The sequence below is a fragment of the Cellulomonas sp. P5_E12 genome (assembly GCF_054049315.1).
Window position 1 is genome coordinate 124,703 of record NZ_JBFUMP010000006.1, and the last position, 22,547, is coordinate 147,249.

Annotated in this window: 19 protein-coding genes; 8 read left to right on the top strand and 11 right to left on the bottom strand. The window is 72.8% G+C overall.

Going from position 1 to position 22,547, the window contains the following annotated elements:
- Positions 1–15: 15 nt before the first annotated feature.
- A complete protein-coding gene (locus tag ACXJKA_RS07005) occupies positions 16–1,662 on the bottom strand; it encodes a thiamine pyrophosphate-binding protein (RefSeq protein WP_456824466.1) in 1,647 nt (548 codons plus the stop codon).
- A gap of 107 nt (positions 1,663–1,769) precedes the next feature.
- Between ACXJKA_RS07005 and ACXJKA_RS07010 the strand changes: the two genes are divergently transcribed.
- Positions 1,770–3,662 carry an FAD-binding monooxygenase gene (locus tag ACXJKA_RS07010; RefSeq protein ID WP_456824467.1) on the top strand — a complete coding sequence of 631 codons (1,893 nt, stop codon included), beginning with the start codon at positions 1,770–1,772 and terminating at the stop codon, positions 3,660–3,662.
- Positions 3,663–3,673: 11 nt separating this feature from the next.
- Here ACXJKA_RS07010 and ACXJKA_RS07015 read toward each other — a convergent pair whose 3' ends face one another.
- From ACXJKA_RS07015 to ACXJKA_RS07025, 3 genes are all read right to left on the bottom strand, one after another.
- The gene (locus ACXJKA_RS07015; protein WP_456824468.1) at positions 3,674–4,483 is read right to left on the bottom strand and encodes a class I SAM-dependent methyltransferase; all 810 of its coding nucleotides are present in this window, start codon (positions 4,481–4,483) and stop codon (positions 3,674–3,676) included.
- A 9-nt stretch (positions 4,484–4,492) separates the two neighbouring features.
- Positions 4,493–5,389, bottom strand: coding sequence for a phenylalanine 4-monooxygenase (locus tag ACXJKA_RS07020; RefSeq protein WP_456824469.1), 897 nt, complete (start codon positions 5,387–5,389; stop codon positions 4,493–4,495).
- A 72-nt stretch (positions 5,390–5,461) separates the two neighbouring features.
- A complete protein-coding gene (locus tag ACXJKA_RS07025; protein ID WP_456824470.1) occupies positions 5,462–6,019 on the bottom strand; it encodes a TetR/AcrR family transcriptional regulator in 558 nt (185 codons plus the stop codon).
- A 54-nt stretch (positions 6,020–6,073) separates the two neighbouring features.
- Here ACXJKA_RS07025 and ACXJKA_RS07030 point away from each other — a divergent pair, with 54 nt between their 5' ends.
- Positions 6,074–7,717 (top strand): FAD-binding protein, encoded by a 1,644-nt coding sequence (locus ACXJKA_RS07030; protein ID WP_456824471.1) that lies wholly within the window; start codon positions 6,074–6,076, stop codon positions 7,715–7,717.
- A gap of 5 nt (positions 7,718–7,722) precedes the next feature.
- On the top strand, positions 7,723–8,526 hold the full coding sequence (locus ACXJKA_RS07035; protein ID WP_456824472.1) for an SDR family NAD(P)-dependent oxidoreductase: 804 nt from the start codon (positions 7,723–7,725) through the stop codon (positions 8,524–8,526).
- Positions 8,527–8,564: 38 nt separating this feature from the next.
- Here the strand turns inward: ACXJKA_RS07035 and ACXJKA_RS07040 are convergent, their stop codons facing one another.
- The 4 genes from ACXJKA_RS07040 to ACXJKA_RS07055 form a co-directional block, all read right to left on the bottom strand.
- A complete protein-coding gene (locus ACXJKA_RS07040) occupies positions 8,565–10,142 on the bottom strand; it encodes a glycosyltransferase family 39 protein (RefSeq protein ID WP_456824473.1) in 1,578 nt (525 codons plus the stop codon).
- 66 nt (positions 10,143–10,208) lie between these two features.
- Entirely contained in the window at positions 10,209–12,650 is a 2,442-nt protein-coding gene (locus ACXJKA_RS07045) for a lysylphosphatidylglycerol synthase domain-containing protein (protein ID WP_456824474.1), read from the bottom strand.
- Positions 12,651–12,789: 139 nt separating this feature from the next.
- Positions 12,790–13,002, bottom strand: a complete 213-nt coding sequence (locus tag ACXJKA_RS07050) for a hypothetical protein (protein ID WP_456824475.1) — start codon at positions 13,000–13,002, stop codon at positions 12,790–12,792.
- Positions 13,003–13,136: 134 nt separating this feature from the next.
- Positions 13,137–14,459, bottom strand: a complete 1,323-nt coding sequence (locus tag ACXJKA_RS07055; protein WP_456824476.1) for an FAD-binding oxidoreductase — start codon at positions 14,457–14,459, stop codon at positions 13,137–13,139.
- A 206-nt stretch (positions 14,460–14,665) separates the two neighbouring features.
- On the opposite strand from ACXJKA_RS07055, the gene ACXJKA_RS07060 reads away from it, so the two are divergent.
- The 4 genes from ACXJKA_RS07060 to yidD all read left to right on the top strand — a co-directional run bounded on the left by ACXJKA_RS07060 (position 14,666) and on the right by yidD (position 17,906).
- A complete protein-coding gene (locus tag ACXJKA_RS07060) occupies positions 14,666–15,151 on the top strand; it encodes a hypothetical protein (protein WP_456824477.1) in 486 nt (161 codons plus the stop codon).
- A gap of 167 nt (positions 15,152–15,318) precedes the next feature.
- On the top strand, positions 15,319–15,531 hold the full coding sequence (locus ACXJKA_RS07065) for a dodecin family protein (RefSeq protein ID WP_456824478.1): 213 nt from the start codon (positions 15,319–15,321) through the stop codon (positions 15,529–15,531).
- Between the two features lie 148 nt (positions 15,532–15,679).
- Positions 15,680–17,485 (top strand): glycoside hydrolase family 2 protein, encoded by a 1,806-nt coding sequence (locus ACXJKA_RS07070; protein ID WP_456824479.1) that lies wholly within the window; start codon positions 15,680–15,682, stop codon positions 17,483–17,485.
- 142 nt (positions 17,486–17,627) lie between these two features.
- On the top strand, positions 17,628–17,906 hold the full coding sequence (gene yidD / locus ACXJKA_RS07075) for a membrane protein insertion efficiency factor YidD (protein WP_456824480.1): 279 nt from the start codon (positions 17,628–17,630) through the stop codon (positions 17,904–17,906).
- Positions 17,907–17,928: 22 nt separating this feature from the next.
- Here the strand turns inward: yidD and ACXJKA_RS07080 are convergent, their stop codons facing one another.
- A complete protein-coding gene (locus ACXJKA_RS07080) occupies positions 17,929–18,681 on the bottom strand; it encodes an SDR family NAD(P)-dependent oxidoreductase (protein WP_456824481.1) in 753 nt (250 codons plus the stop codon).
- Positions 18,682–18,964: 283 nt separating this feature from the next.
- Between ACXJKA_RS07080 and ACXJKA_RS07085 the strand changes: the two genes are divergently transcribed.
- Positions 18,965–20,437: a peptidoglycan DD-metalloendopeptidase family protein gene (locus ACXJKA_RS07085; protein ID WP_456824482.1), complete on the top strand. Its 1,473-nt coding sequence runs from the start codon at positions 18,965–18,967 to the stop codon at positions 20,435–20,437.
- 118 nt (positions 20,438–20,555) lie between these two features.
- Here ACXJKA_RS07085 and ACXJKA_RS07090 read toward each other — a convergent pair whose 3' ends face one another.
- Complete coding sequence (locus ACXJKA_RS07090; protein WP_456824483.1) at positions 20,556–21,221, bottom strand: hypothetical protein; 666 nt, start codon at positions 21,219–21,221, stop codon at positions 20,556–20,558.
- A gap of 308 nt (positions 21,222–21,529) precedes the next feature.
- Complete coding sequence (locus ACXJKA_RS07095; RefSeq protein ID WP_456824484.1) at positions 21,530–22,462, bottom strand: universal stress protein; 933 nt, start codon at positions 22,460–22,462, stop codon at positions 21,530–21,532.
- Between the last annotated feature and the right edge of the window lie 85 nt (positions 22,463–22,547).

The window sequence follows — 22,547 nt, forward strand, 5'->3', positions numbered from 1 at the left end:
CTGTGGTCGGCATGGTCAGCCGCTCGCCTGGGAGATCTCCTCCCAGAACGGTGCGACCACGGCGCCGGAGATTCGCAGGTCGAGGAGCAGGAACGGACGCTCGGTCGCCGGGCGCGCGCTCCACCGAGCCAGCGCGTCGAGGTCCTCGACCGAGCGGACGGCGACGCCCTGGGCGCCGAGCGCGGTGGCCACGCCGGCGAAGTCGACGTCCGGGATGAGCATCGGCTCCCGGGCCAGACCCTTGCGCGCGTAGAGGTGGATCTCCGCGCTGTAGGCCCCGTCGTTCCACACGACCGCGATCCCGCGGCCGCCCGCGACCCGCACCGCCGACTCGAGGTCGGACAGCGCCATGAGCCCGCCGCCGTCGCCGGTGGTGAGGACGACCGTGGCCTCGGGCCGAGCGAGCGCCGCTCCCACCACACTGGGGAAGCCGAGCCCGATCGCCTGGAACGCGGTGCCGACCATGACCATCCGGTCCGGTGCGGTCACCGGCCAGTACATGTTCGACCAGCCGAGGAAGTGGCCGCCGTCCGAGACGACCACGCGGTCCTCGGGCAGCAGCTCCGCCAGACGGGCGGCGGCCGAGCGCGGGTCGAGCCGCCCGTCCGCGGCGATACCGTCCCCGGGCTCGTGCCGTCGGGCGGTCGTCAGGTCGACGGACTCGCGCCACCCGCTCGGCGCGGCGCCCTCGAGCCGACCGAGGATCGCCTCGGCGACGACCGCGGCGTCCCCGCGGACGAACCCGCCGACGTGCGGATGGGTCGCCGCGGGCGCGACATCGACCTGGAAGACCCGGCACCCGGGGGCGAAGAGGTCGCCGAAACGCATGGTGAACTGGTTCAGCGAGGCGCCCACGACGACCGCGACGTCGGCCTCGCGCACCAGCTCCATCGCCCCCTCCGCCCCGAACCCGCCCGCGACGCCGAGGTCGAACTCGGGCCGGGGGAAGACCCCGCGCCCGAGCGCCGTGGTCGCCGTCAGGGCGCCGGTGGCGTCGGCGATGGCGCCGAGCGCCTTGCCCGCGTCGGCCACCCACGCGCCGCGGCCTGCCAGGAGCAGCGGGCGGCGCGCCGTCGCGAGGGCCGCGGCGATCTCCCGCACGACGCCGTCGGCGAACGCCCCGCGCACGGCGAGCGGCGGAGGCAGCCGTGGGGTCGGCGTCTCGGGCACGGGGCCGGTGTCCAGGGTCGCGACGTCGTAGGGGATCGCGAGCACGGTGGGCACCCGGTAGGTCAGGGCGTGCTCGACGGCGATGACGGTGGTGGCGGCGGCGTCCGCGCGACCCACGGTGTAGGTGCGGGCCCCGACGGCCGAGGCCATCGCGATCTGGTCGACGTCCCAGGGGCGCGGCCCCGACGTCGGCTCGTCGCCGACGACGAGGATGAGCGGCACGTGCGCCTGCACGGCCTCGGCGAGGGCCGTGAGGGTGTTGGTGAACCCGGCGCCGTACGTCGTCGTCGCCGCGGCGAGCCTGCCTGAGGACCGGTGGAAGGCGTCGGCGGCGACCACGGCGCCCGCCTCGTGCCGCACCGGGACGAAGCGCGCGTCGGTCTGACACGTGAGGGCGTCGAGGAAGTACGCGTTGCCGTTGCCCATGACCCCGAAGACGTGGTCGACGTGGGCGGCGAGCGTGACCGCGACGTGCGCGGAAACCGTCGGCATGGAGCAGGGCCTCCCGGACCAGGTAGACCGCAGCGGCATCGTTGCGGCTCGGGGCGATAGTATACGATCCGTCACACCTCGACATCGGCGTCAGGGGAGTCGGTCCCATGCAGTTCCACCACCACGGCTACGTCTCCGGCGACCCGCGGGTCCAGCCCGCGGCAGGCGTCGGCCTCGACCGTCCCGACGAGCTCCCCGACGAGGTGGACGTCCTCGTCGTCGGCACGGGCCCCGCCGGGATGATCACCGCCGCCCAGCTGTCGCAGTTCCCGCACATCACCACGCGGATCATCGACCGCCGCGAGGGGCGGCTGGCGATCGGCCAGGCGGACGGGATCCAGCCGCGCAGCGTCGAGACGTTCCAGGCCTTCGGCTTCGCGGGGCGGATCGCCGAGGAGTCCTACCGCGTCATGGAGGTGTGCTTCTGGCACCCGGACCCGGCCGACCCCACGCGGATCGTCCGAGGGGAGCGGACGCCCGACGACCCGTCGGGGATCAGCGAGTTCCCCCACCTGTACGTCAACCAGGCCCGCGTGCTCGACTACTTCGCCGAGTTCATGGCGAACGCCCCGACGCGGATGACGCCCGACTACGGCTACGAGTTCCGCGACCTCGAGATCGACGACGGCGAAGAGCACCCGGTCACCGTCCGCCTCGTGCGCACGTCGGGCCCGGACGCCGGGCAGGAGAAGGTCGTCCGGGCGAGGTACGTCGTCGGCGCCGACGGCGCGCACAGCGGTGTCCGGCGGGCCATCGGCTGCACGCCGCAGGGCGGCAGCGCCGCCCACGCGTGGGGGGTCATGGACGTCCTCGCGGTGACCGACTTCCCGGACATCCGCAAGAAGTGCGCGATCCAGTCCGGCTCCGGCGGCAGCATCCTGCTCATCCCGCGGGAGGGCGGCCAGCTGTTCCGCATGTACGTGGACCTGGGCGAGGTCCGGCCGGAGAACCACGACGCCCTGCGCAGCACGACGGTCGAGCAGATCGTCGGCCACGCGAACGCGATCCTGCGCCCGTACACCCTGGACGTGAAGGACGTCGCCTGGCACAGCGTCTACGAGGTGGGCCACCGGGTCACCGACCGGTTCGACGACGTCCCGCTCGAACAGATCGGCACGCGCAGCCCGCGCGTCTTCATCGAGGGCGACGCCTGCCACACCCACAGCGCCAAGGCCGGCCAGGGCATGAACGTGTCCATGCAGGACGGCTTCAACCTCGGCTGGAAGCTGGGCTACGTCCTGTCCGGGCGCAGCCCGGAGAGCCTGCTGGCCACCTACTCCGCCGAGCGTCAGGTCATTGCCCAGAACCTCATCGACTTCGACAAGCAGTGGTCGGCGCTCATGGCGAAGAAGCCGGAGGAGTTCACCGACCCCGCCGAGCTCGCGGACTTCTACGTGCGGACGACCGAGTTCCTGTTCGGGTTCATGACCGAGTACCCGCCGTCGATGCTCGTCGCCGGGCCGGACCACCAGGAGCTCGCCACGGGCTTCCCCGTCGGGAAGCGGTTCAAGGCCGCCCCCGTCGTCCGCGTCGCCGACGCGAACCCCCTGCATCTCGGGCACCAGCACGTCGCCGACGGCCGCTGGCGCGTGTACGCGTTCGCCGACGGGGACGCCGCCGCGCTGACCGCGTGGGCCGAGTGGATGGCCGGGTCGCCGGACTCGCCGGTGCGCGCCCACCGGCACGCGGGCGAGGACCTCGACAGCGTCGTCGACGTCAAGGTTGTGTACCAGCAGCGGCACGTCGACGTGGACATCTCGGCCGTGCCGGAGCTGTTCCGCCCGCGCACCGGGCCGTTCCGTCTCGTCGACTACGAGAAGGTCTTCGCGACGCACCCGGACGACGACATCTTCGAGCGGCGCGGCGTGGATCGCGGCGGGTGCGTCGTCGTCGTCCGGCCCGACCAGTACGTCGCCGCCGTCCTGCCGCTCGACGCGACGGACGAGCTCGCGGGGTTCTTCAGGCAGCACATGCTCGTGGGGGACCGGCAGCCGGTCTGACCGGCGATCGGTCACGCCCGCGCGTGCACGAGCCAGACGCTGGCGTCGAGCCGGACTCCGTCGGGCTGGGTGTACGGAGCCAGCGCCGCCCGGACCTCGGCCAGCGCGCGCGCTTCGACGTCCTCGTCGGCGCCGTCCAGGGCCCGGCGACCGAGGGATCCGCTCCGGAGGAACGCGACGGCATCCTCGGGCGAGCTCCCGACGCGGAGCGGAGCTGTCACGGGGTCCAGCTCGACGGCCGTCCACCCCGCGGCCTGGAGCACGGCCCGGACGCGGTCGGGGTTGGCGAGGCCGAACATGCCCGGTCCGCCACTGTTGGTCAGGTCAGGGAGCTCGACGTAGCGCGCGACCGCCGCGCCCGGGACGCAGAGCCACGGTTGGTACGCGGGCGACCGCCAGGACACGAAGGCGAGGCGCCCGCCGGGTCGGGTGGCGCGCCGGAGGGTGGTGAACGCGGCGACCGGGTCGTCGAAGAACATCACGCCGAAGCGTGAGACCACGACGTCGAACGTCGACGGCGGGAAGGGGTGGGTCTGGGCGTCGTCCTCGACGAACGAGACGGTGCTCGTGCCCGCTGAGCCCGCCATGCTCCTTCGTGCCAGGGCGAGCATGGTGGGCGACACGTCGATGCCCGTGACGGTGCCGGGTCGGGCGAGCGCCGCGGCGGCCAGCGTCGTCGTGCCGTAGCCGCAGCCGACGTCGAGCACGTGCTCGCCGCCGCGGATCCCGGCGGCGGACAGCAGGGCGGTCTGGAACGGCTCGTACATCCGGTCGTACCGGTCGCGGTTTACCACCCAGTGGTCGGCGCCCCGCTGGTCCATGCGGGCGCGTCAGCTGGTCAGCGCAGTGTTGCGTGCGAGCCGGGCCGCCACGTCGTCGTCGAAGTCGGCGAAGAACCCGGCCACCCGGTCGGTGAGCTCGCCCATGCCGTCGCAGGCGAACAGGATCGGCTGGTAGTGGCTGATGTCGTACGCCAGCGTGGCCATCTGGTCGAAGTCCACCGGCCGGATGTCGGCGCCGCGGAACTCCTCGATCTCGCCGTAGGAGGACAGCAGGCCAGCGCCGTACGCGCGCAGCTCGCCGTTCTCGTACATGACGCCGAACTCGATGGTGAACCAGAAGACGTCGGCCACGTACTGGAGGCCCTCGGGCGTCTCGCACCGTCGCGCGGCCTCACCGGCGCGCCGCTTGACCTCGGCGATCGCCGGGTTCGCGAGCAGATTGCAGTGCCCCACGACCTCGTGGAGGATGTCCGGCTCCGGTGTGTACAGGGGCTGCGACGGGTGGCGCAGGTACTGCGTGGAGTGGAACACGCCGTCCGCGAGCGACCCGTAGAAGACGTCGAGGGGCACCAGCCCCGCGGCCGGGTGCAGCTGGAAGCCGCTGAGGGGGGCGAGGCCGGCGCTGACCTCGTCGAGCTGAGGCACGTGGTCCGTCGGCAGGTCGAGGGCTTCCTTACCCTCGAGATAGCCGCGGATCGCGAGCCGCTCGTGCTTGGGCGCCAGCTCACGGCACACGGTCCGCCAGATCTCGTTCTCGGAGTCCGTGTACTCCACGCGCGGCACCGGGTCGCCGGGCTGCCACGCGAGCGCCGGCGCGGCGATCTCGTTGCGGCGGCGGCGGTACTCCTGGTCGTTCGCACCGGGGTGGTCGTCGGCGAGGTGCACCGTGGCCTTGCCGTCCTCGTCCGCGGTGACGGGGGCGTACAGCTGTCCTTCTTCGAACATGCGATCCGTTCTACGCCACAAGCGTGGGCGACGCATCCCCCGAACGGAGTTCGTGTCTGGCGCCGCGACGGGTCAGCGGCTCGGATCGAAGAACGCGACGACGCGATCCACGTCCGCGCGCGCCGCCACAGCGGACTCCGCCGTCGCGACGACGCCGAAGATCATCCGCCACGCCAGCAGGACGTCGTCGACCCCCACGTCGGCCGGCACCCGGCCGGCGGCGCGCGCCTCGGGCAGGGTGCGCTCGATGAGGGCGCGCAGCCGGTCGTCGCCGTCGTAGGCAGGCTGGGACCGGCGGGCCTCGACCACCATCTCGACGAACGCGGCCTCGCGCACCGTCTGCTCGAGCAGCGTCGCCCACAGCGCACCGAACGCGTCCGGGCCGCCCGCGGAGGCGGCGCCCTCGAGCTCGACGAAGTTGTCCTCGAACACGGCGAACGCCAGGTCGAACCGGGTGGGGAAGTGCCGGTAGAGGACGCCCTGCCCGACGCCGGCCTCCTTCGCGATCGTGCTGAGCGGCACAAGGAAACCGCGCTCGGCGAACAGGCGTCGCGCCGCTTCGAGGATCGCGGAACGGTTCTCGGGTGCCGCGGCGGGGCCACGGTTGACTGCGCGTCGGGCGGGAGGCATGCTGCATCCTAGATCCGGACAGTGTTGTCCGGTTTGTCGAGCTGGGAGCATGAGATGGCACCGAAGAGCCCGCAGGAGCACACCTACGACGTCGTGGTCGTCGGCACCGGAGCAGCTGGTCTGGCCACGGCGATGGGCGCCGTCGACGAGGGCCTGTCGGTGCTCATGGTCGAGTCGACCGACAAGTGGGGCGGCTCGACCGCGATGTCCGGGGGTGGCATGTGGATGCCCGACAACCCGCTCATGCACCGCGACGGCGTCGGCGATTCCCGCGAGGAGGCGCTGACCTACCTGGACGCATGCGTCGGCGAGGTCGGGCTGGCCTCGACCCGCGCGCGCAAGGAGGCGTTCGTCGACGGCGTCGACGACTTCGTGACCACGGCGGAGAAGTTCGGCGTGACGTTCGCCCGCGCGACGGACTACCCCGACTACTACCCCGAGCTTCCCGGCGGCAAGATCGGCCGCTCGATCGAGGTCAAGCCGCTCGACTCCAAGATCCTCGGATCGTGGTGGCAGACCCTGCGCGGCGCCGTGCCGCTGCCCGCGAAGACGGACGACGTCTGGCTGCTCAGCCGCTCCTGGTCGACGCCGTCGGGCATGGTCCGGGGCGTCAAGGTCGTCTCGCKGATCCTCGGCGGCGTGGTGACGGGCAAGCGCCTGGTCGGTATCGGCAACGCGTGGGCGACCGCGTTCGGTCACGCGCTCGTCGTCCAGCGCCGCGTGCCGCTCTGGTTGAGCTCGCCGCTCGAGGAGCTGCTCGTCGAGGACGGCCGTGTGGTCGGCATCCGCGTGCAGCGCGACGGCGGGCCGGTGACGATCCGCGCGAACCGCGGCGTCATGCTCGCGGGCGGCGGGTTCGAGGGGAACACGGACTGGCGCCAGAAGTACCACGGCATCGACGGCGCCCCCTCGGGCAACCTCGGCAACATCGGGGTCCCGATCGCCGCCGCGCAGGAGATCGGCGTGGCCGTCGAGCTCATGGACGAGGCGTGGTGGGGTGCGTCGCTCGCCGCGCCGCCCGAGGGCCGCCCGTCCTTCATCGTCGGCGAGCGCTCGATGCCGTACTCGATCATGGTCGACTCCGTCGGCGACCGGTTCGCCAACGAGTCCGAGTCCTACGTCGACCTCGGCCACGACATGCTCGAGCGCGACGGGGGCGCCGGCCCGTACTGGCTGATCCTCGAGGCGCGCAACATCCGGCGCTACTTCCGCACGTTCGCCATGGACCCCCGCGCGGTCAAGGCGATGCGCGCGGCGGGCATCGAGGTGAGGGCCGACAGCATCGCCGCGCTGGCCCGCAAGATCGGCGTCGAGCCCGACCGCCTCGCGGCCACGACGCGGCGCTTCAACGGCTTCGCCCGGTCCGGCGTCGACGGCGACTTCGGCCGCGGCAACTCGGCCTACGACCGCTACTACGGCGACCCGACGGTTCACCCCAACGCGAACCTCGGCCCGATCGAGAAGGGTCCGTTCGTCGCGTACAGGGTCGTGCTCGGCGACCTCGGCACTAAGGGCGGGGTCGTCACCGACCCCGATGGGCGCGCCCTGCGCGAGGACGGCACCGTCGTCCCGGGCCTGTACGCCGCCGGGAACAACTCGGCGTCGGTCATGGGCCGCACCTACCCGGGTCCGGGCTCGACCATCGGACCGGCCGCCGTCTTCGGGCTGCGCGCCGCCCGCCACATGGCCAAGAGCTGACGGCCGTGGAGATCCAGGGTCGCGTCTTCGTCGTCACGGGCGGCGGCAACGGCATCGGCCGGGAGGTCGTCCTCGCCCTGCTGAACCAGGGCGGTCGCGTCGCCGCGGTCGACCTGCGCGAGAACGCCCTCGCCGAGACCGCACGGCTGGCCGGCGCGACCGACCGGCTCACGCTGCACACCGTCGACGTCAGCGACGAGGCCGCGGTGTCGGCGCTGGTCGGTGACGTCGCGGCCGCGCACGGGCAGGTCGACGGGCTGATCAACGTGGCCGGCATCATCCAGAAGTTCGTCAAGGTGGCCGACCTGACGCACGCCGAGATCGAGAAGGTCATGGCGGTCAACTTCTGGGGCGTCGTCAACATGACGACCGCGTTCCTGCCTCAGCTGCAGGCCCGGCCCGCGGCGTCCCTGGTGAACGTCTCGAGCATGGGCGCGCTGGCGCCCGTGCCCGGGCAGGCCGCCTACGGCGCGTCGAAGGCCGCGGTCAAGCTGTTCACCGAGGCCCTGTACGCCGAGCTGCGCGGCACCCCGGTCGCGGTGACCGTCGTGTTCCCCGGCGGTGTGGCGACCGGGATCGCGGAGAACTCCGGCTCGGCGATCCCGGGGGCGGGCGCAGACACCTCGGCCATGGAGTCGTCGCTCACCAAGCCCACCGTCGCGGCGGCGAAGATCGTCGACGCCGTCCGCACCGGCCCGTACCGCGTCTGCATCGGCAGCGACGCCAGGACGCTCGACCGCCTGTCGCGGCTCGCCCCGCGGCGCGCCACCGAGCTCGTCGCCAAGAAGATGGCCCAGCTGCTGGCATGACTCACCGGCGCCCACGGCGAGATGACGAGCTTCCACCACTACGCCCTGGGTGCCGTGGTCGACCGGGTCCACGGGAGGCCGTCGGCCGAGCTCACGGCGGTGCCGGCGCAGGAGCGAGCCTGGGAAGCAGCACCTCCACGCCGTGCACCTGCACGAGCGTCGAGCGCGTGCGCAGGCGCTGGACGGTCGCGGCGTCGAAGGCGTCGCCGGTGGTCCGGGCGATGACGGCCGCCGATCCCGAGGTCAGGTACGCCGCGGCGTCGTGCTGCCAGCGTGCGTTGCGGATCCGGGGCACGGGTCGGCCGCGACGGTCGCGGCTCCCGAGGTCGTAGGTCTGCCCCGAGACGTCGACGCGCGTGTCGCAGCCGCGTGACTCGTCCCTCGACAGGACGTCCAGGACCGCCAGCGCGCCGGGGGAGTCCGACTCGATGCAGCCCGACGCCGGGAGCAGCTCGCGCACCTGCGCCACGGGGAAGGCCGGCAGCGTCGGCGCTCGTGAGGCGCCGGTGACGAAGCCGAGCGCGAGGCACGCCAGCGCAGCGCTCCCGGCCCGCTGGCGCGCCGGGATCAGCGACACCGCCGCGGCCAGGACGAGGGGGCACGGCCGCCGCCGAGTACGCCGCGTAGTGGTTGTAGTACGACGGCGAGGCGAGGATCACGGCCGTCTCCGCCGCGAGCAGGACGACCCACAGCCGGCCCCGGTCCCGTTGCCATGCCACGACCGCGGCAGTCGTCACCGTCACGCAGATGCTCGCCATCAGCGCGGCGCGCACCGACGCCGACGCCGTCGGCAGGGTCGCGTCCACGCCGACGATGCCCTCGAGCCGGGTGGCGATGGTGCCGGGCGTCCGGGCTCGGCCCAGCTGGTCGAGGACGAGCAGACGGAACATCGTGCCCGGCGCGCTCAGACCGAAGGGCAGCACCACGAGGAGCGCGGACGCGGTCGCCGCGGCGGCGACGTGCAGCGCGGACCGGAGCTGGTGCGGGTAGGCCTGCCACGCGATGACGACGAGGGCGGGGACGACGTTCCAGATCTTGACGACCGGGCCGAGCCCGAGCGCGGCGCCTCCCGCGTAGAGCCACCAGCGCGGGGAGTCCGACGTGCGGGCTCGGAGCAGCAGGGACACGGCGGCCAGCACCGTGAGGGTGCCCAGCGGTTCGAGCAGCGTGAGCCGCTCGGCGTAGGCCGCCGCCGAGGAGACGGCGTACAGGGTGCCGGCGACGACCGCGGAGGCGATGCCCCAGCGCCGCGCGAGACGCGCGACGAGCACGGTGTTGAGCGCGCCGACGACGATGAAGGCGAGGCGCGCGGCTGCGAGTGCCGTGGAGTCGCCGGTCCACCGCGCGAGGGCCGCGAACGGTGTCAGCGCGAGCATGATCCCCGGCGGATGGAGCAGCAGGAAGTCCCGGTAGGGCATCCTGCCGTGCACGAAGGCGACCGCCGACGAGTAGTACACGCCGTCGTCATAGCCGTGGTACCCACGCAGCCCCGCGAACCCGCCGACGAGGTGCCAGCGGACGGCGAGCGCGAGGAGTCCGGCGGCACCGGCGACGAGCCAGCCGACGGCGCGGTCGTGGCCGGCCGCCGCGAGCTCGGGTCCGCCGCTCGGTCCCATGGGGTCAGCATCGTCAGGCATGCTGAGGATCGCCTGAATGCCCCACCCGGTGCCGCTCCTACGACCTCACACGTACTCGTTGCGGCGCAGCCAGCGCATCGCGGCGGCCCCCCAGATCGGCGGCAGGTAGAAGGTCACCAGGCGGAACGTGATGGCCGTCGATACCGCGATCGCGCTGGGCACGCCGATGGCCTGCAGGCCCACCGTGAGCCCGGCCTCGGCCACCCCCATGCCGCCGGGGACGGGCATCAGGCCGGCGAACAGGCTCACCGCGGTGTTGATGAGGATCAGCTGCGAGAAGTGCGCGGTCTGCCCGAACGCGTGGAGGCACAGGGCCAGGACGGCCGCCTGGAGGAGCTGCGCGCCGAGGTTGCCGCCGAGCATCGCGGCCACCTTCCCCGGCCGACGCAGGACGCTGAGCGCGGAGTGCGCCGAGCGTGCCTGCTCGGCCAGCGCGGTGCGGACCCGCGGGATCTGCGCGGCGATGCGGCGACGCACCCGCGGGACGACCAGCGCGATGACGACGCCGATCACGACGAGCGCCACGAGCAGGGCGACGAGCGAGGGGCTCGAGGAGCCGTCGCTCGTCGTGCTCGAACCGGTGAGGAGGGCCGAGGTGAAGCCCGGCAACCCGCTCACGAAGATCACCAGGATCAGCGTGATCTGCACGACGAACCCGCTGACGCTGTCGATGAGACCGAACGAGAGCGCGGTCGCGGCGGGGATCCCGAACTTCTGGAAGAACCGGACCTCGAGCGCGAGCCGGGCGGCGGTCGCCGGGAGCACGAGCGAGATGAACTGGATCGCGTACTGCAGCATCAGGACCGGGATGTACCGCACCCGTGCGGTTGCCGCGCCCAAGGTCGCCCCGGCGAGCGCCGCCTGGATCCAGGGAGAGACCACCAGCGCGGCCACGAGCCAGGCGCCGTCTGCCGAGGCGAGCGCGGAGGCGACGCTGGCCAGGTCGATGCCGGCCAGCAGCGTGATCAGCACGTACGCGAGCAGCCCGATGAGGAGCAGGGTCCCGATCGATCTCGGGGTCACCCGTCGCAGGCGCTCCAGCGGGGGCTCCTCGACGCCCGCGGCCTCGACGGCGGCCGCGCGGAGGTCGTCGAGCGACCAGCTCGCGGCGCGCACGTCGGCACGCGTGCTGCGCCCGAGCGCGGCCGGCTGCAGGTAGGGCAGCACCTCCGCGAGACCCTCGGCCCCGACGGCGGCGACCGCTGCCGCGAGCGCGCGGTCGGGACCGACGGCGAGGGCCGTCGCGACCAGCAGCCGGGCGCGGTCCGTGTGCAGGTCGCTCTCGTCCGAGGTGCGCGACGCGGCGTCGAAGTCCGCGAGCGCGGCGACGCCGTCGGCGCGGACGACGACCCGGCTGCCGTCGATCCGTCCGTGCGCGATCCCTGCCTCGTTCAGCGCGACCACGGCGCGCCACATGTCGCCGAGCAGCTCGTCGGTGAGCGCACGGGCCTCGAGCTCGCCCAGCGACGCGCGGGGCGCGCTCGTCACCAGCAGGGCGTCCCCCTGCTCGGCGATGCCCACCGCCACGACGTCGAGCGTCGGCACGCCCGCCTGCGCGGCCAGCAGGGTGAAGAGGGCCTCGTGCTCGACGCGGGACCGCCGGGTTCCCCACACGTGCGCCCGCTCACCCCGACGGGTCAGCGCGGTCCACATCGATCCGACGACCTGGCTGTCCCACGCGTCGCGACCGTAGACCGTGACCAGCAGGGATGAGCCGTCGCCTCCGCGTGCGACGAGCACGTTGTCCGCGCCCTCCCGCGTGGCGGTCGACACCCCCAGCGTCGTCGGCACGCCGAGGTCCTGCAGTGCGACCCGCACCTGCGCGTCGGTCAGGCGTCCGGGAGGCGACCCGAACACCAGGTGCGCGATCGCGGCGGCCGCGATCCCGACGGCGATCGCGCCGGCCGCGCCGATCAGGTTCGTGGCGTGGAGTCCGATCGCGGCCACGGCACCCAGCGCGATGACGAACCGGCTCGCGTACCTCCAGGGCCGCGCGAGGTGCGGCGAGGCCGTGACGACGACGGCGGTCAGGACCGCGACCCGGGTGGCGACGTAGACCACCGGCGGACCGGACGACACGAGGGCGGCGACGGCGGTGGAGGGGTCGGTCCCGGCGAGGGCTCCGACGCCCAACGCCGCACAGAAGGCCACGGCGGACGCGGTCACCTGGTCGACCAGGAGCCGCCGCCGCCCCCGACTGGCCAGGGCGAGCAGCACGACACCGACGGCCCATAGCGTCAGGACGGCGTAGATGATGTTCCAGACMCAGCCGAGCAGAGGCTCGAGCCACGCGAGCAGCGTGTCGAGCGCGCGGTCGGCGCCGGTCGGCCCCGGCGCGGCGAGGGCGAGTAGCCCGAGGACGACGACCGAGACGACGAGCAGGAGGACGTCCGTCGGTCGGCGCAGCCGCGGGGCATCGGCAGCCGATGACCAGACGCGGACGAACCCGCCCGCGTTCGAGCCTGACCGAACCGGCCTCACGGCCATCGAGCCTCCTGCGCACATCGACGGAGCCACGCGCATACCGCGCTGCCGGGTGGACGGTCGCAGACGAGGCTACTGGGGCGGGGGCCCCGGGGTGGGACAACCGTCACCGGAGTGACGCGCCCACGGACCGTCCGTGCGGTCAGAGGAGCTCGCGCTTCGCGATCCACGGCCCGACGTCGAGCCAGGACCCGTCGTCCTGGAGTCGCTCGAGGCCGGCCTTCGCTCCCTCGGACGGCTGCTCCTTGATCCGGGCGGCGAGCTCCAGGATCGCGTCGGAGTACTCGCGGCTCTTGAAGACCTCGCCGAGCTGGTCACCGGTGTCGGAGATGACGCGGTAGCGATCCTTAGGCATGGTGGTCCGCCTCGTCCTTGGAGTCGACGACTGCGTCGACCGCCCCGGGTGCGTCCTCAGCCACCCGACGAGAGTGACGGCGGCGTGGCCGCACGTCAAACGGCAGCGGTCGATCGCCCGTCGACGGCGGCCTCTCAGACCGGCGGGACGTTCTGGTTGAGGCGGAAGACGTTGTCCGGGTCCCAGGCCGACTTGACCTCCTGGAGCCGCGCGAACGTGGCGGCTCCGTAGGCCCGGTGCACGCCCGCGACGCCCTCGGCCCCGAGCGCGTTGACGTACACGCCGACGCTCCACGGCTCGATCGTCGCGGCGAGGCGTCGGCACGTCGCGGCATGGCGCTCGTCGTCGGCGGGATCCTCCCACTTGGCGCCGACGTCGTACTCGAACCGAGCATCGCGGTGCGCGAAGGCAGTCGCCCCCGGGTCGACGTCGGCGATGGCGCCCCCGTAGGCGACGAGGCTCGCCGCCCCCACGTCCGCCTCGGTGTGGGCGAGGAACGCCTCGAGCGCCGCGTCGGGCAGCTCCCGGACGTAGTGGCTCTTCGCGTAGCGCCGGAAGCCGTGCGCCGCACCGACGTCGGACTGACGCTGCAGGTCGAGGTAGCTGATCGGCGCGACGCGTCTGGCCAGAGGGGTGCCGAGGCCGTCGAGCCGTGCGACCGTCGGTGCGGCGTCGTCGGGCGTACCGACCCAGACGAACCCGAGCGTGAGCGGAGCCCCGGCGCGCACCTCCGCGAAGAGGGTGGCGCGCCTCGGTGCGTCGTCGGACCACGCCAGCCACGTCCGGAGCGGGTCGAGGCCGCCCGCCGGGTCGAGGTCGACCTCGGCGACGAGCGCCTGCGTGCCGACGTCGTGCAGCGTGAGGTCGAAACGCGTGACGACGCCGAAGTTGCCGCCGCCGCCCCGCAGCCCCCAGAAGAGGTCGGGGTGCTCGTCGGCCGTCGCCTGGATGAGCTCGCCGTCGGCAGTCACGATCTCGTACCCGAGCGCGTTGTCGCAGGTCAGGCCGTACTGCCGGCCCAGCCAGCCGACGCCACCACCGAGTGCCAGCCCGCCGATGCCGGTGTGCGACACGATCCCCGCCGTCGTCGCGAGCCCGTGCGGCTGCGTGGCGGCGTCGAGAGACCCCAGCAGCGCGCCGCCCTGCACCTTCGCCGTGCGGGCACCCGGGTCGACGGCGACGCCCCGCATCGGGGAGAGGTCGATCATCAGCCCGCCGTCGGGCACCGCCCATCCGGCCGCGCTGTGCCCGCCGCCGCGCACGCCGATCGGCAGGCCAAGCTCACGCGCGACCCGGACCGCCGAGCGCACGTCGTCGGTGCCGGCGCACCGGACGACGTACGCCGGGCGGCGGTCGACGGCGCCGTTCCAGACGGCGCGCGCGGCGTCGTACCCGGGCGAGTCCGGGACGAGGACCTCGCCCTCGAACATGGCGGGAAGCGCTCCGGCCGTGGGCATGTCACGACTCTTCCGGCTCCCGCGTGCCTCTGCCAAGGGCCGGACGCCGGCGATCTCGGTCCGTGGGCTGACCGCTCGGCCGAGTCGAGCACGCGGATGTTCGCATCAGCCCGGGACGTGGCCACCGTCCGGGTGAACCCGGCGTCCCGCCGTCTCGTATCAACTCGTGTCGGGCCCGTCGTGGGCTCGCGGAGGAGGGGTTGACGATGAAGACGATCCTGAGGCGCGTAGCAGTGGCAGCGGCCGTCGTGACGACTGCTGGGTTGGTCGGTTCTCCGGCAGCCTTCGCCAGTGGCGAGCACGGCGGCGGTGGTGGCCGGACCATCCTGAGCGCGGAGCTGGCGGGCAGTCTGGTCAAGGATCTTCCGGTCTTCGGGGCGGCTCCCGGCGGCGCAGACTGGGTGATCGGCAACAGCGACGCCCGCCTGCGCCACGACGGACGGCTGGACGTCCGGGTCGAGGGCCTCGTCCTGACGTCGACGGGCGCGAACCCCATCACCGAGCTCGCGGCCAGCGTCGCGTGCAACGGGGCGGTGGTCGCGACGACGGCCGTCGTGCCGTTCTCGTCGACGGGTGACGCCACGATCCGCGCCACGGTCGATCTCCCGCAGCGTTGCATCGCCCCGGTGGTGATGCTCAACCCCCGCGGCAACGCGAAGGTCTTCATCGCCGTGACCGGCACCGAGGAGTGAGGCCGGTCCGGTCCGCGGCGGCGTCAGATGCCGCCGCGGACCGGGCTGCTCGCGTCGGCGCTCGTGTCCGGCGCGTCGGCGCCCTCGATCCTGCCCGCCCAAGACCGTGGTGGTGGCGCGCAGCCGCGACCACTATGGAGTCGTCGGTTCCGGGCTACGAGAGGGCCATGACCATGAGTGTGTATCGAGTGATCGACGTCATCGGGACGAGCACGTCGTCCTGGGAGGACGCGGCCAAGGAGGCGATCAGCACGGCCGGCGGGTCGTTGCACGATCTTCGGGTGGCCGAGGTGACCAAGCAGGACGTCGTCGTCGGCGACGCCGGGGAGCTGCTCTTCCGCACGCGCATCCAGCTGTCGTTCAAGTACAAGCCCGAGTAGGCGGTGGCACCGGGCGCTCGCTGAGCGCCCGGCATCCCGGGCCGGTCTCGTCGACGGCGCCCTGCTCAACCCGACCATGCGGCGAGCACCTCCGACGCCATCGACGGCGCTCGCGCCGGGCACGGCGTGGTGCGTCATGCTGGCCCGCATGATCGACGACGACATCGCCCGACCCGTGGCCAGCGCCCAGGACGGAACCTACCCGCGGCCGCAGCTGGTGCGGGCGAGCTGGGTCGACCTGTCCGGCCCGTGGCGGTTCACGTTCGACGACGAGAACCGCGGCTTGCGCGAGCGGTGGTGGCTCAGCTGGCCGGGGGAGGACACGCAGATCGTCGTGCCCTTCCCGCCCGAGTCAGCTGCCTCCGGCGTGGGCGACACGGCGTTCCACCGGGTCTCCTGGTACCGCCGTTCGCTGTCCGGCGCTGAGCTCGACGCCGCGGGACACGCGACCGGGCAGCGGGTCGTGCTCAGGTTCGGCGCGGTCGACTTCCGGTGCCGGGTCTGGGTCGACGGTCAGCTCGTCGGCACCCACGAGGGCGGTCACTCGCCGTTCTCGTGCGACATCACCGACGCGCTCGTCGGCGACKAGCACGTGCTCGTCGTGCGCGCGGAGGACGACCCGCACGACGTGTCCCAGCCGCGGGGCAAGCAGGATTGGCGTGAGGACCCGCACGTCATCTGGTACCACCGCACGAGCGGCATCTGGCAGCCGGTGTGGCTCGAGTCCGTCCCGCCGGTCGCGGTCGACACCCTCCACTGGACCGCCGACCCGCACGCCGCGACCGTGACTGCGATGCTCCGCCTGTCGGCGACCCCGTCCGTGCCCCTCCCGGTCCGCGTGCGGCTGGTCGACGGAGACCTGGTGCTCGGGACGGCGAGCACGGTGACGACCGAGCTCGAGACCACTCTCGTGGTCACCGTCCCGGCGCTGACCAACGGGCAGGCCTACGAAGAGCTGCTCTGGTCGCCGGAGAACCCCCGGCTGGTGGACGCGACGCTCGACGTGGGGGACGACCGGGTCTCGTCGTACCTCGGGATCCGCACGACCGAGGCCGCCCGCGGGCATTTCCTGCTGAACGACCGGCCGTACTACGTGCGCTCCGTGCTCAACCAGGGCTACTGGCCGCAGTCACACCTCACCGGCCCGTCGGCCGACGCCTTGCGCGCCGAGGCCCAGCTCATCAAGGACCTGGGCTTCAACGCCACCCGCCTGCACCAGAAGTTCGAGGACCCCCGATTCCTGTACTGGACCGACCGACTCGGGCTGCTGGTCTGGGGCGAGGCTCCCGCGACCTTCACGTACTCGCCCGTCACGGTGGAGCGCACCGTCAGCGAGTGGCTCGACATCGTCCGGCGCGACTACTCGCACCCGTCGATCGTCACGTGGGTACCTCTCAACGAGAGCTGGGGCGTGCAGCACATCGCCCACGACGTCCGCATGCAGCACTTCGCCCGAGCGCTCGTGGGGCTGACCAAGGCGCTCGACCCGACGCGCCCCGTGGTGTCGAACGACGGCTGGGAGCAGGTCGACACCGACATCGTCGCGATCCACGACTACGAGTCCGATCCTGCGGTCGTCGGACCGCGCTACCGGAACCGTGCGGCGATCGAAGCCATGGTCGACGGGGTCGGGCCGGCCGGCCGGCGGCTGGTGCTCAGCGGGGCGGTCGACGACGCCCCCGTGATGCTCACCGAGTTCGGAGGGATCTCCTACGACGTCGACGCCGTCGACGACGCCTGGGGCTACTCCGCCGCCAGCAGCGCGGACGACTTCGAGGAGCGACTGTCGGGCCTGCTCGACGCGGTGCACTCCAGCGAGGTGCTCGCGGGTTTCTGCTACACCCAGCTGGCCGACACGGAGCAGGAGACCAACGGGCTGGTGCGGGCGGACCGTACGCCCAAGCTGCACGTCGAGCGCATCCGCGCGATCATCGCGAGCACGCGACCGACCTGAGAGCCCACGGACCGCTCGACGATGTGTCCCAGCGCCGGCCGTAGCGGTGCTGTCGCCACCGCTCTGGCCGCGCTGCGCGGACCTCGTGCGCTGCTGCCACCGCCGGCAAGCGGGTTCAGCACGGCGTACGTACTGTGACCGGATGACTCCCGGTGGACGCCTGGCCGACTCGCTGATCGGGCTCTATCAGCGGCATCTCTCGCCGCGCAAGGGGTGGGCGTGTGCGCACCGCGTCGCCCATGGCGGTGCGTCCTGCTCCGCCGCCGTACGCGAGATCCTCACGCGTTCGGGGCTCGTCAGGGGTGCGGTCCCGACGGTGGCCCGGTTCGTCGCGTGCTACCAGGCCGCGCAGCTCCTCAGCACCACGGACGTGCGCGGCGTGTGTTGCTGCGGGCCGATCCCGATCCCGTTCCGCTTCTAGCCCCTCGGTCCCGAGAATGATTTCAGGTGGCCTCGGGGTCCAGTCCTAGCGCGGCGCGCCCGCCGTCGACCGGGAGGATCGCGCCGGTCACGAACGATGCGGCGTCGGAGAGCAGGTAGGCCACGGTCGCCGCGACCTCGTCGACGCGCCCGACCCGACCGAGCGGATGCAGGCGCTGCATCTCCTCCTCGATGTGGCGCGCCTGCCCGGGCTGCTGTGCCGCCAGGAACGCGTCGTACCGGGCCGTCGAGATCGAGCCGAGCGCGACGGCGTTCACCCGGACCTGCCGCGCTCCGTGCTCGACGGCCGCAGCGCGGGTGAGACCTTCGATCGCCGCCTTCGCGGTCGCGTAGGGGAGCGAGCCACGCACGGGCCGCTGCGCCTGGTGGGACGACACGTTGACGACGGAGCCCGGACCACGGAACCGCCGGGCCGCCACGGCCGTCCCGACGAGCGTGGGCGCGAGGTTCGCCATCACGAGCTCGAGCAGCTCGTCGGGACCGTCGTCGGGGCCGGGATCGCGGAAGATGGCGGCGTTGTTCACCCACCCCGTGAGGGTCCCGAGGCGCTCGGCCGCGTCGGCGGCGGCCTCAGCCACCTCGGCGTCACCGGCACTGCCCACCACCGCCGTGACGGGCAGATCGACCGGCAGCCATGCCACCGCATCGGGGTCGACCTCGATGACGACCACCGCCTCGCCGTCGGCGAGCAGGCGCTCCACCACGGCCCGCCCGACACCGCGGCCCCCGCCGGTCACGACAGCTGCGCGTTGCATGGGCCCATCCCAGCACCGGTGAGCAGGCCAGCGCGACGAGATCCGACACGTTGATCGCGATCGCGGAAGCAGCGTAGATGCGGGCGGCACCCGAGCAACGGGCTCGCTAAGGCGGCCACGAGCGTCCGATTCATGCCCGTTTGCGGTGCGCGCGGTCCACCGGTCGTCCGGTTCACCGGGCGCGGTCGCGTGTCACGGCCGCTCCGGACGGCGACGCGCACGTAGCCTGCGGGCGGCCGCGCGTACCCTCCCGTCCCCGATCCCGGCCGCCACGGACATGTCGATGGACTCTCGCGGAAGGCAGGCCCGGCTCTGGCCGCTGCCCTCGTCAGCCGCGTCCACCCGTCGCCTGCGGCGTCGGGTGGGCGCCGTGCTCGTCGCCGCGGTGATTGGTCTGATGGGTAGTGGAGTCGCCAGCTACGCCGACGGCATCGACGACCGCCGGGCGGAGGCGGAGCGCCGCAGCAGCGAGGCTGACCGACGCGCGGAGGAGCTGCAGTCCTCGATCGAGGGTCTCAGCGCGGAGCTGAGCCAGGCCGCCCTCGACCTCCAGGTCACCCAGGCGCGGCTGCCCGCGGCGCAGGCCGAGCTCGACGACGCCCGCGCCGCTCTGGAGGCCACCCAGCGCGAGGCGGCGATCGTCGCCGGCCGGCTCCAGGACGCGACCGACCTGCGAGGGAGCCTCACCGCGACCATGACCACCGGTCGCGCCGACGAGAAGAAGCTCCGAGCCGCCGTGGGAGTCATGGCGCGGGAGGCCTATCGGGGTGCACCGGGTGTGTCCGCCCTGGACGTGATGCTCGACGCGGACGACGCTACGGAGTTCCTCGAGAACGCCCAGCTCGTCGACACGGCCCTCCGCAGCCAGTCGCGCATCCTGGACGAGCTGCGGGAGGTCGGCGCCACCAACCGCAACAGCGAGGCGCGCCTGAGCGCCGTCACCGACCGCGTCGCCGAGCTCAAGCAGCAGGCCGAGGCCAACGTCGTTGCTGCCGACGAGGCCCGGCGGGTCGCCCAGTCGCGCGAGGAAGAGATCACCCGGCTCATCGCTGAGCAGAGCGCCAGGCAGGACGCGATCGCCTCGCTCAAATCACAGGCCGAGGCCGAGGCGGCCGAGATCGACGCCGAGCGGGCGACCATCGAGCGCGAGCTCGTCGCGATCATCGCCGAGCAACGAGCTGCTCGTGAGGCTGCGGAGGCGGCGGCGCGAGCCGCCGAGGCAGCTGCGCGTGCGGCCGCCGAAGCCGCAGCGCGTGCCGCCGCGGAGGCGGCGGGTCGGGAGCCACCGCCACAACCGGCACCGCCTCCGCCGGCGCCCGTGCAGCCTCCGTCGGGTTCCGTGTCCCGAGCCGTGTTCGCCAACCCGACCTCGATCAACCCGATGTACGTCACCTCGGAGTACGGGATGCGGCTGCACCCGATCCTGGGCTACGTGCGCCTGCACGCCGGCATCGACCTGCGCACCGGGTGCAACACGCCCCTGTACGCACCGCGCGACGCGACCGTGGTGTGGTCCCAGTGGCGCAACGGCTTCGGCAACCAGGTCATGCTCGACTACGGGACGGTCGACGGAAACTCCCTGATGAGCAGCTCCAACCACCTGACCCGCTCGGTCGTCAGAGCGGGACAGGGCGTGGCGAAGGGGCAGCTCATCGGCTACTCCGGCAACACGGGCCTCTCCGGTGCCTGCCACCTCCACTTCGAGGTCTACGTGAACGGCTCGACCGTGAACCCGCGGCCGCTCCTCGGTCGCTGAGCGGCAGCCGCCCCGATCCGTCGCGGCGGGGAGAGCTCACGCGGGCGAGGTCACGGCCGGAGCTGGAGGAGGCTCGAGGACCACCGCTGCCCTCGGAACCGCGGCCGCGAGGGCGTTCCTAGGCGGTTGTCCGCTCGACGGATGCGGCGAGCGGCCCCGTCGTGCGGACTTCCACCGGGATCCCGTCCACCTGCGACGGCACGTCGAACCCGGATCCGACGAGGTTGACCCGGAGCACGTACCCCGTGTCCCGTCGAGCCAGACCCACTCCGCAGACTCCAGTCCGATCGCTGAGCTGCTCGCGAAGGTGTGCCTTCGCCAGCTGGACCTTCGCCAACGTGGGCTGCACGGCGCACGCGTCGCGGCGGCTGGACGTTGATCCATCGGGGTCGGCAAGGCCCATCGGTCGGGCGGTCGTGGGTGATCCCGTGCGGGAGGACCGAGACTCTGCACCGCGCGAGGGCAGCCGGATCTCGGCCATCATGGTTCCGCCGGCGCGTCGGACGTCGAGGTCCGCCACGCCATGCAGGACGAGCCCGCGAACCCGTCCCAAGACCTCTGCGCACATCGGCGACGACGGATCGAGGGTGATCCTGACTGTGGTGATGCCCTGGGCCTGGGCGTCCCGGAGCATGTCGCAGACGAGTGCGGCTGCGGAACGCGCAGCGTCCAGCTCGTCGTCGGTGTGCACCACGATCCGTGCGCTCAGCGCGCCGTCGTACGACATCGCCACGGAGGTGCCGGGGCGTTCCAGTCGCGAGGTCGGGCTCCGCGTCTCGATCATGGGCAGGGTCTCCCTTCGGTACCACTAGTCCACCGCTTGCCGGCCMGTCGCGCCAGGGTCGAAGGTCCCGAGCGCGCGCGCCGGGACCCGGGGAGCCTCCCCAGACCCCCCGCGGTGAACCGGCTCCGCCGCCGACCCGTTCGATGAGCTCGCCGCTCGGCAGACGATGTACCCGACGGTGCGTGTCCAACGCGTGGTTCGGGATGGGGACCCGCGTCGCGCACTGATCGACGAGAGCGCGAACGCTCGTCGACGCCGGTCGTGCGGAGGCTCTCCGAACTACGCAGAGGCTGCATCGGCGCGCGCGCTCAGTGGCGGGTCGTCGTCTGAGCGGGATGGACGATCGCCACGGGGCAGGTCGCGTGGTGCACGACGGCCTGGCCGACAGAGCCGAGCAGCAGTCCGCGGAAGCCGCCGCGGCCGCGCGATCCGACCACGAGAAGCTGGGCGTCCTCCGCCGTCACGAGCACGGAGTGCGCGGGGCCGCCGCGAAGCACGACGGGGCGTACCTCGACGTCCGGATACCGGTCGGAGTGCCCCGCCAGGCTCTCGGAGAGCAGAACCTTCTCGGCCATGCGCAGCTCCTCGATCTCGTCCGGCCTCCACCCCGGCACCGGCCCCATCATGGGAGGCGGCTCCCAGGCGTGGACCGCCACGAGCGGGGCGCCCAACCGGTCGGCCTGATCGAAGGCGAAGTCGACCGCTCGCACGCTGGTCTCGGAACCGTCGACGCCGACGACGACCGGTCGAACCGATCCGTCCGCGAGCGGCGGCGGTTGGCGACGGACGACGACGACCGGGCACGGCGCGTGCGCCGCGACGGCGATGCTGACCGAGCCCAGGAGCAGGCCGGCGAACCCCCCGCGTCCGCGTGACCCGACCACCAGGAGGCGGGCGAGCGCACCGGCCTCGGCCAAGATCGCCGGCACGCTGTCGCGCAGCTCGAGCCGCGTGCTCAGGTCGATGTCAGGATCCACCGCGTACGCGTGCTCGACAGCTTCGGCCAGAACCTGCGCGCCGACCTGGGCGGTGAGGTCGAGCGGGCGGTCCGCCACCACGAAACCGTCGGTGATCGTGTGCGCGACGTGCACGATGCGCAGCGGCGCACTCAACCGCCGGGCCTCCCTGGTGGCCCACGTCAACGCTTCGCCTGAGTGGGTCGAACCGTCATAGCCCACGACGACTGGCTGGTTCATCACACACCTCCGTTGAGCTCGGTGTCGCGCCACGTCGCGCGGCATCTCCACTGTGTTCCGGAACGTCACGCGTCTCGTAGGGTCCGAAGTCCCGAAGACGGACGCCGAGCAGTCGACGGCGCCGACACCC

Bases quoted from the DNA above. Each gene is read 5' to 3' on its own strand.
- ACXJKA_RS07005 (WP_456824466.1), bottom strand. From the start codon at position 1,662: ATGCCGACGGTTTCCGCGCACGTCGCGGTCACGCTCGCCGCCCACGTC.
- ACXJKA_RS07010 (WP_456824467.1), top strand. From the start codon at position 1,770: ATGCAGTTCCACCACCACGGCTACGTCTCCGGCGACCCGCGGGTCCAG.
- ACXJKA_RS07015 (WP_456824468.1), bottom strand. From the start codon at position 4,483: ATGGACCAGCGGGGCGCCGACCACTGGGTGGTAAACCGCGACCGGTAC.
- ACXJKA_RS07020 (WP_456824469.1), bottom strand. From the start codon at position 5,389: ATGTTCGAAGAAGGACAGCTGTACGCCCCCGTCACCGCGGACGAGGAC.
- ACXJKA_RS07025 (WP_456824470.1), bottom strand. From the start codon at position 6,019: ATGCCTCCCGCCCGACGCGCAGTCAACCGTGGCCCCGCCGCGGCACCC.
- ACXJKA_RS07040 (WP_456824473.1), bottom strand. From the start codon at position 10,142: ATGGGACCGAGCGGCGGACCCGAGCTCGCGGCGGCCGGCCACGACCGC.
- ACXJKA_RS07050 (WP_456824475.1), bottom strand. From the start codon at position 13,002: ATGCCTAAGGATCGCTACCGCGTCATCTCCGACACCGGTGACCAGCTC.
- ACXJKA_RS07055 (WP_456824476.1), bottom strand. From the start codon at position 14,459: ATGCCCACGGCCGGAGCGCTTCCCGCCATGTTCGAGGGCGAGGTCCTC.
- ACXJKA_RS07060 (WP_456824477.1), top strand. From the start codon at position 14,666: ATGAAGACGATCCTGAGGCGCGTAGCAGTGGCAGCGGCCGTCGTGACG.
- ACXJKA_RS07065 (WP_456824478.1), top strand. From the start codon at position 15,319: ATGACCATGAGTGTGTATCGAGTGATCGACGTCATCGGGACGAGCACG.
- yidD (WP_456824480.1), top strand. From the start codon at position 17,628: ATGACTCCCGGTGGACGCCTGGCCGACTCGCTGATCGGGCTCTATCAG.
- ACXJKA_RS07080 (WP_456824481.1), bottom strand. From the start codon at position 18,681: ATGCAACGCGCAGCTGTCGTGACCGGCGGGGGCCGCGGTGTCGGGCGG.
- ACXJKA_RS07085 (WP_456824482.1), top strand. From the start codon at position 18,965: ATGGACTCTCGCGGAAGGCAGGCCCGGCTCTGGCCGCTGCCCTCGTCA.
- ACXJKA_RS07090 (WP_456824483.1), bottom strand. From the start codon at position 21,221: ATGATCGAGACGCGGAGCCCGACCTCGCGACTGGAACGCCCCGGCACC.
- ACXJKA_RS07095 (WP_456824484.1), bottom strand. From the start codon at position 22,462: ATGCCGCGCGACGTGGCGCGACACCGAGCTCAACGGAGGTGTGTGATG.